The 9,572-nt window shown below is 59.6% G+C and carries 8 protein-coding genes; 5 read left to right on the top strand and 3 right to left on the bottom strand.

Annotated features, from left to right (window positions below; genetic code table 11):
- Nucleotides 1-746: NAD(P)(+) transhydrogenase (Re/Si-specific) subunit beta (locus KGB06_RS22390; protein WP_223519646.1), on the top strand; the 746-nt coding region annotated here is incomplete at its 5' end.
- An 82-nt stretch (nucleotides 747-828) separates the two neighbouring features.
- Here the strand turns inward: KGB06_RS22390 and KGB06_RS22385 are convergent.
- On the bottom strand, nucleotides 829-1,932 hold the full coding sequence (locus KGB06_RS22385; RefSeq protein WP_223519644.1) for a GlxA family transcriptional regulator: 1,104 nt from the start codon (nucleotides 1,930-1,932) through the stop codon (nucleotides 829-831).
- Nucleotides 1,933-2,684: 752 nt separating this feature from the next.
- Between KGB06_RS22385 and KGB06_RS22380 the strand changes: the two genes are divergently transcribed.
- The 4 genes from KGB06_RS22380 to KGB06_RS22365 all read left to right on the top strand — a co-directional run bounded on the left by KGB06_RS22380 (nucleotide 2,685) and on the right by KGB06_RS22365 (nucleotide 7,315).
- The gene (locus KGB06_RS22380) at nucleotides 2,685-3,242 is read left to right on the top strand and encodes an AAA family ATPase (RefSeq protein WP_223519642.1); all 558 of its coding nucleotides are present in this window, start codon (nucleotides 2,685-2,687) and stop codon (nucleotides 3,240-3,242) included.
- An 85-nt stretch (nucleotides 3,243-3,327) separates the two neighbouring features.
- The gene (locus KGB06_RS22375) at nucleotides 3,328-4,860 is read left to right on the top strand and encodes a PLP-dependent aminotransferase family protein (protein WP_223519640.1); all 1,533 of its coding nucleotides are present in this window, start codon (nucleotides 3,328-3,330) and stop codon (nucleotides 4,858-4,860) included.
- Between the two features lie 85 nt (nucleotides 4,861-4,945).
- Nucleotides 4,946-6,016 carry a sugar phosphate isomerase/epimerase family protein gene (locus tag KGB06_RS22370; protein WP_223519638.1) on the top strand — a complete coding sequence of 357 codons (1,071 nt, stop codon included), beginning with the start codon at nucleotides 4,946-4,948 and terminating at the stop codon, nucleotides 6,014-6,016.
- 33 nt (nucleotides 6,017-6,049) lie between these two features.
- A complete protein-coding gene (locus KGB06_RS22365) occupies nucleotides 6,050-7,315 on the top strand; it encodes an MFS transporter (RefSeq protein WP_223519636.1) in 1,266 nt (421 codons plus the stop codon).
- 85 nt (nucleotides 7,316-7,400) lie between these two features.
- On the opposite strand, the gene KGB06_RS22360 is transcribed toward KGB06_RS22365, so the two are convergent.
- Both KGB06_RS22360 and KGB06_RS22355 read right to left on the bottom strand, forming a co-directional pair.
- Entirely contained in the window at nucleotides 7,401-8,399 is a 999-nt protein-coding gene (locus KGB06_RS22360; protein ID WP_223519634.1) for a 3-hydroxybutyryl-CoA dehydrogenase, read from the bottom strand.
- Entirely contained in the window at nucleotides 8,399-9,505 is a 1,107-nt protein-coding gene (locus tag KGB06_RS22355) for an NAD/NADP-dependent octopine/nopaline dehydrogenase family protein (RefSeq protein ID WP_223519633.1), read from the bottom strand. Before KGB06_RS22355 ends, KGB06_RS22360 begins: the two co-directional genes overlap by 1 nt.
- Nucleotides 9,506-9,572 lie beyond the last annotated feature (67 nt).

The following is a 9,572-nucleotide window of genomic DNA, read 5'->3' as shown; positions in this document are numbered from 1 at the left end:
TGTCGATGCTCAACAGCTACTCCGGCTGGGCAGCGGCCGGTATCGGTTTCTCGCTGAACAACTCGATGCTGATCATTGCGGGCTCCCTGGTGGGTTCGTCCGGTGCGATCCTCTCGTACATCATGTGTAAGGCGATGAACCGTTCGTTCTTCAACGTACTGCTCGGTGGTTTCGGCAACACCGCAGATGCGGCAGGCCCTGCTGGCTCGAAAGAAGCCCGCCCGGTGAAATCCGGTTCGGCTGACGACGCAACGTTCCTGCTGACCAACGCCGACACCGTGATCATCGTTCCTGGCTACGGCCTGGCGGTAGCACGGGCGCAGCACGCGCTGAAAGAGCTGACCGAGAAGCTGACCCATCGCGGCGTGACCGTGAAGTACGCGATCCACCCGGTTGCCGGTCGGATGCCGGGCCACATGAACGTCTTGCTCGCCGAGGCCGAAGTGCCTTACGACCAGGTGTTCGAGATGGAAGACATCAACTCCGAGTTCGGCCAGGCCGACGTGGTGCTGGTGCTGGGCGCCAACGACGTGGTCAACCCGGCGGCGAAGAACGATCCGAAATCGCCGATTGCCGGCATGCCGATTCTGGAAGCGTTCAAGGCCAAGACCATCATCGTCAACAAGCGTTCGATGGCCAGCGGCTATGCCGGCCTGGACAACGAACTGTTTTACCTGGACAAGACCATGATGGTGTTCGGCGACGCCAAGAAAGTCATCGAAGACATGGTCAAAGCCGTCGAGTAAGTCCTGCCTCAGCACAACACTAAAATGAAGCGCATTCCCCTATCCTGCGAACGTTACGCTTTCGCAGGATAGGGGTGAAGATTTATAGACGAACGCTGGCAAAGGTTGACTCGTTACGTGCCTGGCTCAAAGCCGACATCGAACCGGCCAACGGCGAGAGCACCAATGCTTGCGGCAGCGGTATCATCGCCACCTGCTGCGTGGTATTGGAACCGACGCGCTCGTCACGCGGCGGAATGCCGAAGTATTCGCGGTAGCACTTGGAGAAGTGCGGCGTGGACACGAAGCCACAGATCGAAGCCACTTCGATGATCGACATCGGCGTTTGCTTGAGCAACTGTCGCGCACGGACCAGACGCAGTTTCAGGTAGTAACGCGACGGCGAGCAGTGCAGGTACTTCTGGAACAGCCGCTCCAGCTGTCGACGCGAAACAGCGACGTACACCGCCAGTTCGTCGAGGTCGATCGGCTCTTCGAGGTTGGCTTCCATCAGTGCGACGATTTCCTGCAACTTCGGTTGATTGGTACCAAGCATGTGCTTGAGCGGCACGCGCTGGTGATCCTGTTCGTTGCGGATGCGCTCGTAGACAAACATTTCCGAGATTGCGGCGGACAGTTCACGGCCGTGATCACGACTGATCAGGTGCAGCATCATGTCCAGTGGCGCGGTGCCGCCGGAACTGGTGAAACGGTTACGGTCCAGGGTGAACAAGCGCGTGCTCATGACCACACGCGGGAAGGCTTCCTGCATCGAGGCCAGGCATTCCCAGTGCACGCTGCAATCGAAACCATCGAGCAGTCCGGCGCAAGCCAGAGCCCAACTACCGGTGCAGACCGCACCGAGTCGGCAGGCCTTGCGGGCCTGGCTTTGCAGCCAGGATACGTGTTCACGGGTAACGGTGCGCTGAATGCCGACGCCACCGCAAACGATGATCGTGTCCATTGGCGGTGCTTTGTGCATGGAAGCGTCAGGGGTGATTTGCAGGCCATCACTGGCCCAGACCTGGCTGCCATCGACGGTGAGAGTGGTCCAGCGATACAGCTCGCGACCGGACAACTGGTTGGCCATCCGTAGCGGTTCTACAGCGGACGCCAGAGAAATCAGCGTGAAATTGTCCAGCAGCAGAAAGCCGATGGATTGAGGCGCACGGTTCTGGGGTTGGGCCCCGGAGTTGAACGACGTCATCGCGGTATCTCCTCACACAAAGCGTGTGAATGGCCTCAGGCAGAGGCTCTTTTTATTCTCCCATCCAAAAGTTGGTGGGTTTGTTCCTATTCAATCTGCAAAGGTCATACCCAATTACATAAGTTTTAGTGGATCCAAAAACGACATCACTCAATGTCTCTAAGCTGAGGGTTTGCAGGGCGGGAGCCATAAGGAAAACGCTTGAGTTTGAGCCTGCGCTCATCAACGTTGTGCACATTCGTAGCACATACGCGAGAGATGTCTATAAACGACAACTTATTTGTAACCGACACCTACATGTCGGTTTTTGAAAACAATAATGACCAATGCCCCGATTTGGGCTGGCACAAGCGCTATGCGCTATGAAAGTGCTCTGTGACCGGGACAAGGCGTACCAGTAACCGGATCTAGGCCGATACACAATGGACGCGATTATCAGAGCGGTATACGTTCGTGTTTGATACTTCCCCATCAAAAAACGAGCTCGAAATTCAAGGTGGCACCAAAGTGAAGTCGGCAGCGGTTATGACGGGCCGGTATGGGTAGATTGCAGCCCCTCACTACAGGTAGCAAACGGCCAGAAGCAAACGTTCAATGTGACAAAGAGGGGGCAGTATCTTGCTCTCATCTGCATATAGCGCAGCAGGCAACAAAAAAATCATTCCTGTGGTGCGCTAGCCCCCCATCAGCCTTTAACTGGCGCCCCAAAACCTGCACAATCGCCGGCTTTTTTCGCGACAGGAAGTCCGACCATGCAACGGATTGTAATTCTGGGCAATGCCGGTAGCGGCAAATCTACCCTCGCCCGCGCCCTCGGCATCCGCCTTGCCTTGCCCGTGGTGCACCTGGACACACTGTTCTGGGAGCCCGACTGGGTCGAACCCGACGCTGAGCAGTTCCGCACACGGGTCAGTGAAGCGATCGCACCGGCTGCGTGGATCTGTGAAGGCAACTATGCCCGACGTACATTCGATCTTCGCCTGCCCCGTGCCGACTTGATCATCTGGCTCGATACGCCGCGGCTCACCTGTTTCACTCGGGTGATCATTCGCAGCGTAACGAACCGCCCTCGCCCTGACCTTGCAGCAGGCTGTACAGAGAAGCTCGACCGGGCGTTCCTGACCTTTCTGAATTTCGTGTGGAATTTCGATCGTGGCTACCGTCCAGGCATCGAGGCGGTGCGCTTGGCCATAGGCTCGCAAATTCCTACGGTGCATTTGCGTGGTACCCGGCAGATTGCCGCATTTCTCGACAGCTTGCCTGCAACGTCTGAAACCTGTCCTGAATTAACCTCAACCCCAGACAGATGACTTATCGAGTACCACTCGATACCCTTCCCTCTCCATCGCCTGACAGTTCCCAGGTCAAACCCCATCTCCCCCAGACGAGCATGTCATGAAATCCCCCGCAGGTTTGCTGCTGTCGGCTATCGAGCTGGACCGTGCCAGTGCCATTCCCCTGTACCGTCAACTGTATCTGCAGATTCGCAAACAGATACTCAACGGCAGAATCCAGGGGGGCGTGCGCCTGCCGTCGACCCGGACCTTGAGTAACGAGTTGGGGTTGTCGCGGATCACCATTCTCAATGCGTTCGATCAGCTGATTGCCGAAGGTTTCCTGGCCTCGCGCACCGGCGCCGGTACGTATGTCGGCACTGAGTGGGAAAGCCGGGGTATCGAAGACGAGCAACCGCGCCAGCCACCGCGCCTGTCCGACCTGAGCCAGTCGATGTTGTCGCTGCGCAGCGATCATTTTCGCGGGGTGTCCTATGCCGACTGGGACCCCGCGACCCCGACTTCCTTTCTGCCCAGCCACAGCACTTATGACGCCTTCCCGCAGGCGATCTGGCGGCGCCTGATGAACCGTCATTTGCTCAAGCCAACCAAGGCCATTCTGGGTTATGGCGAGTTGCAAGGCTTGCAGGCGTTTCGCACGGCGATTGCCGAATACGTTTTCGATGCACGTGGCATCGACTGCAATGCCGGGCAAGTGGTGATTGTTTCCGGCGCGCAGCAAGCGTTCAACCTGCTGGGCATGCTACTGCTCAATCCACAGGACAGCGTCTGGATGGAGGACCCGGGGCACATCGCCGCGCGCATTGCTTTGCAGGCCCAGGGGGCTCAGGTGGTTGCGTTGCGTATCGATGAACAGGGGATCGATGTCCAGCAAGGCCTGACCGAGTGCCCTGATGCCCGCCTGGTGTTTTGCACGCCTTCGCGCCAGCATCCTTTGGGTGTCACCCTGAGTTATGCGCGGCGCCAGGCACTTATCGACTGGGCTGCGCAGCATCAGAGCTGGATCATCGAGGACGATTGCGACAGTGAGTTTCGCTACAGTGGCCGCCTCCTCCCGGCGCTGTATGCCATGGACCAGATGGCCCGGGTGATCTACGTCGGAACGTTCAGCAAGGTTCTGTTTCCGTCACTGAGACTGGGTTACGTGATTCTGCCGCAGGCTCTGGTCGAACCCTTCTGTACCCTGCGCGCGGTCATGGATCGCAGTCCGCCCACACTGCTTCAGGCGACAACGGCGGACTTCATGGGCGAAGGTCACTTTCTGGGGCACATCCGCCGCATGCGTGCGCTGTACAAGGCGCGCCAGCAGGCATTGATCGAACAGCTTGAAAAGCAGGTTGGCAGCTTCTTCAGGATCACCCCGGCGGATGCTGGCATGCACCTGATCGCCTGGCTGCCCCCCGAACTCAGTGACACTGACATTGCCCGGCAATTGGCCCGGCACAACATCCACACTTACGCCTTGAGCGACTACCGCATCAAGCATGCCCTGCCGCCGGCCCTGTTGATCGGCTTTGCCGGCACGCCGGAAAACCAGGCCCGGGAACGGGTCGAGGCGCTGGCCCTGGCCTTGCGCACATTGGGTTATCTGCCGCCGACCACTGGATGCGAGGCAAGTGGTCTTATCAAATAACTGATAGTGGATCTATCGAGAGTTCCTGACTGGCGCGATAAAGGCTGCGCCGGTAGACCCGGTGTCTGAACCAGGAACGACTCTAATGAACAATAAGATCCAGGAACGATTCAACGCCTTGCTGAGCCATAAGGTGGTCGAAGACGGGGCTGTTCCCGTGCTGACGGACGCACTGGCCCGGCGGTTGCTTGAGCGTCTCGGGCAATTGCGCCTGTTTGCCCACGCCTACCCGCTACTGACCAACCTCACCCACGGTCGTGTCACCCCTGCCGACCTGCTGGACTTCGCCTATCGCCACGAGCTGCAAGGCCTGAGCCTGCATTTGCTCGACGGCGAGGAAAACAGCCTGAGCCAAATGTCACCCGCGCAGCTCCAGGCGTTTGCCGCCAAGGCCAAAGCGCTGGGGCTGGATGTGCACCTGGAAATCAGCAGTACGCTGAAAAAGGATGTCGATCAGGTAATCGCCATCGCCAGGACTCTGGGGGTGCGCAACATCCGTGTTTACTCACGTTACGAGGGCACGCTGTCGCGGGTCATGGACGTGATCGAGACCGACCTGCACTACCTCGCCCAACAGGCCGACGAGCACGACCTGTACTTCGACTTCGAGCAGCATGAAGAACTCAAGAGCGGCGAGATCGCGCAACTGCTCAACCGCCTCGACCACCCTCGTCTGCATGCCCTGTTCGACTTCGGCAACATGATCAATGCCTGCGAACAGCCCCTGCAGGCCCTGCGCAACCTGGCGCCGCACATCCGTCAGACGCACATGAAAGGTGTGCGCATCGTCCCCGAGCAAAACGGCTTCGGCCATTACGGCGTATTGCAGGGCAGCGACGAGGACGATCTGCCCAGCGCCCGCATGCTGTTCGAGCTGTTGATGCTGGGCGAAGCAACCCCGCAGGTGATTGCATTCATTCTCGAGCAGGAAAATCACTACGTGGCCCCGGCCTTCCGCCAAAGCCTTGAGGCGGCCGATCCCTTCATTGCTTACCGGGAGATGAGCGAAACGCCGCTTCCGAACGGCTACTCGCTTGAGCAAATGCTGGCCGATGAACACCGCTGGGCGAACAACCAGGTCGCCTATGTCCGCAGCCTGCTGGCCGAGTTTCGCACCTTGGCCGAACTGACCCTGGCCAGCCCTTCCAACGCCTGATCCTGACGACCCGATTACGCCCGGAGAACAATAATGACAATTCAAAACAAGGCCAAATGGCTCAGATTCCTGATCCTCATCCTCGGTGGCGGCACCATCTACAAGCTGGCGAACCTCAAGGACGCCTTCTATGTACCCATGCAGGAATTCATGGGTTTGAGCCACACTGAAATCGGTATGCTGCTGAGTGCCAACGCGATCATCGCTACTGCGCTGTTTGTGCTTGGCGGCCTGCTCGCCGATCGCTATGACACGCGCAAACTGATCCCCCTCGGCCTGATCGGGACCGGAAGCCTGGGGTTGTACCTGGCGACCTTTCCGCCCTTCAGCAATTTGCTGATCGTGTTCAGTCTGTTGGCGATTTGTGCCGACTGCCTGTTCTGGCCATCACTGCTCAAAGCCATCCGCAACCTGGGTGACGATCAGGAGCAAGGCCGGTTGTTCGGCCTGCTCGAAGGCGGGCGTGGCGTGGTGGATACACTGGTGGCCTTTTCCGCCCTGGGCGTGTTCGTCGCCATGGGTTCGGGCGAAACCGGCCTGAAGTCGGCGATCCTGTTCTACTCGGTCATCGACATTCTGGCTGGCACCCTGACCTGGTTCCTGCTCAAGGGCGGCAACGCGCAGTCGGCGGCCAAGCCGAAGAATGGTCTGGCGAACTTGATGGAAGCGATCAAGGTTCCGGGAATCTGGCTGGTCAGCCTCAACGTGTTCATGGTCTACATCGTCTACTGCGGCCTGACCTATTTCATTCCCTACCTCAAGGAAATGTACGGGTTGCCCGTGGCGTTGGTGGGCGCCTACGGCATCATCAACCAGTACTTCCTGAAGATCCTCGGCGGGCCTGCCGGCGGTTTCATTGCCGACAAGCAGTTCAAGAGCACCAGCCGCTACCTGAAGTGGGCATTCCTGGCGCTGTTACCGCTGATGGGCGTGATCATGCTGATTCCGAAAAGCCCCGGCTTCATCTATGCGGGCATGGCCGCCACCCTGTCCTTCGCCCTGATCGTGTTCTCCATGCGCGGCGTGTTCTGGGCCCCCATGGGTGAAGTCGGCATTCCCCAGCACATCACCGGCTCGGCCTTCGGCATCGGTTGCCTGATCGGTTATGCACCCGGCATGTTTGCCTACGTCATCTATGGCGCGATCCTCGACCACTTCCCTGGCCAACAGGGTTACAACTATGTCTTCAGCCTGATGAGCATACTGGCCGTTGTGGGATTCATGGTGTCCAGCCTGCTCTATCAAGCCGTGCGCAAAAAATCCACGGCCACTGGCGGGATGAGCGCGGCGCAAGCCTGAGCTAGCGCACAATCTGGATAAAGCGTTAGCGGCTTTACAGATTATGCAGCTCGACGATCAGGGCCCGACATCCGGGCCCTGATGCTCAGGCCTGCCTCAAGGCGCCATCGAAAGCTGGCGTCAGCCCCGACAACTCCAGCTTGCGGACAAAGTCGCCAAGACGTTGCTGCTTGTAGCTTTCCACGTCCATGTCGCGGTAATCGTAGAAACCCTGTCCGTCTCGCAAGCCATTGCGGCCGTTTTGCATGTTGTCGGCAATCACCTGCGGCGACTGGAAACGCGGGTCCAGCGCTCCACTGAGGTAGCGCGAGGCGTAGTAGAGGATGTCGCCGCCACCCCAGTCTATGAACTCGAGCAAGCCCAGCACCGAGAAACGCAGGCCAAAGCCGACGCGCACCGCGGTGTCAATATCTTCTGCGCTGGCCACGCCCTCCTCCACCATCCGTGCGGCTTCGTTCATCGCCAGTGCCTGGATGCGCGGGACTATGTAACCGGCCACCGGATTGCACACCACGGGCACCTTGCCGATGCGCTTGAGCAGTTGCAACAGCCGCTCGACCACCTGCGGGCAGGTCGCTTCGCTGCGGCTGACTTCCACGAGCGGCATCAGGTACGCCGGATTCAGCCAGTGCGCGTTCACGAAGCGCTTCGGCTCACTGACCATTTCGCTCAGCTCGGTGACCAGAAAGGTCGACGTGGTCGACGCAATGATCGTCGACGGCGCGACATGCTCGCTGACCCAGGCGAAGGTCTCCTGCTTGACCGCGATGACTTCCGGCACCGCTTCGAACACCAGGTCGCACTGGTGCAACGTCGTCGCGGCCTGGGATTTGGATTGCACCGTCACCCGGGATAGGGCGATGTCCGCCTGTTCCACCTGGAGCACGCCGAGGTGTACCAGCATTTGTAGCTCGCTGCGGATGTTACTCCGCACTCGCTCGAAGTAGACCCGTCGCTCGTCTTCGTCGCGGTCCTTGATGTCGATCAGGTTTACCGGCAGGCCCGCATGGATGAACGCCAGGACAATGCCCTCGCCCATCCGGCCGGCACCGACCACGCTGACTTGAGGCAGCGCAGCGTTCATCAGTTGTAGCCCTTGGTCAGTAGCTCGGTCATCTGCGCCCGGCTCAGGTTGGCCAGACCGAGGTTTTCCAGGGTGCGGCCTTCGGCGTAGAGGTCACGTGCAGCGACGACCGAAGCAATGCTCAGCAGGCCCTGCGCTACAGGGGTCGGCACACCGGCCCAGCGGCCGACGGAAACCAGGAAGGACAGGCCCAGGCGAGTGTCTTCCAGCATGTACCGATGCTTCTGCAGGTCGATGTCTTCGCGCCAGTCACCGCTATCGGTCAGCTTGCCATGGGCACCGCGACCGTACATCCACTCCTCGCCTTCGGTGCTGTTGTAGTGGTCGGCCAGCGGGAAATGCGGCGCGCCGTAAGTCAGTGCTTCGCGCACGGCCATGCGCTCGGCGTCGAGCTGGTTGGTCACGCGGCGGATCGACGGCTGGGTGCCCTCGTTGTGAATGTCCCACGCCTCGAAATGCTCCAGCGGCCCGGCATTCATCATGATCAGCGGCGGGTGGATGATGGGACCTGCGTTCATCAACGCACCGCTCAGGGCGTCTTCAATCGGCTCGACGCTCGGGTAGGCCTCGCGCAGCACAGCGAAGGCGTGCTCGGACAGGTTGCTCGGGAACACGCCGGTCGGCAGGCGGGTGGCGTAGCAACTGATCACCAGGTCGCTGGCACCGTGCTTGCGCACCAGGTACGGCAGCGTGCCGGTTTCTGCGAAGGCGACCTTGCTCTGGTTGCCCGCATCAGCCATGGCCTTGGCGAACACGTAGCTGCCAAAGGTGCCCGGCGGCAAGAACAAGACTTGACCGTCGTGCAGGTGCGGTGCGACGTGTTTGGCCAGGTCTTCGTGGGAGGTCGACGGCAGCGGAATGATGACCAGTTGCGCGTCGCTCAGGGCTTCGGCAAGGTTGTCGGTCAGCGACAGCTTGTCGCCCGGTTTGCCGACGGACAACTGGCGAGTGCCCTGGTAGTCCTTGATCGTCAGGCTGCCGATGTCCAGCAGCTCCTTGAGCGCGGCGGAGTCGCGACGCCACAGGCGGGTCGTATGCCCCTTTTCAGCCATTTCGACAGCAGCGGCGTAGCAGCCGTGACCGCCACCCAGCACGGTAATATTCATGGAGATGCTCCTTTTTTGTAAGAGTCTCGATGCTATCGATCCATGCCGTCACACACTTATCCGATTG

Source organism: Pseudomonas sp. GL-B-19, assembly GCF_019956415.1.
In the GTDB taxonomy this organism is placed as follows: Bacteria; Pseudomonadota; Gammaproteobacteria; order Pseudomonadales; family Pseudomonadaceae; genus Aquipseudomonas.
Note: the sequence above shows the minus strand (reverse complement) of the source record. Positions and strands in the feature narration are given on the sequence as shown.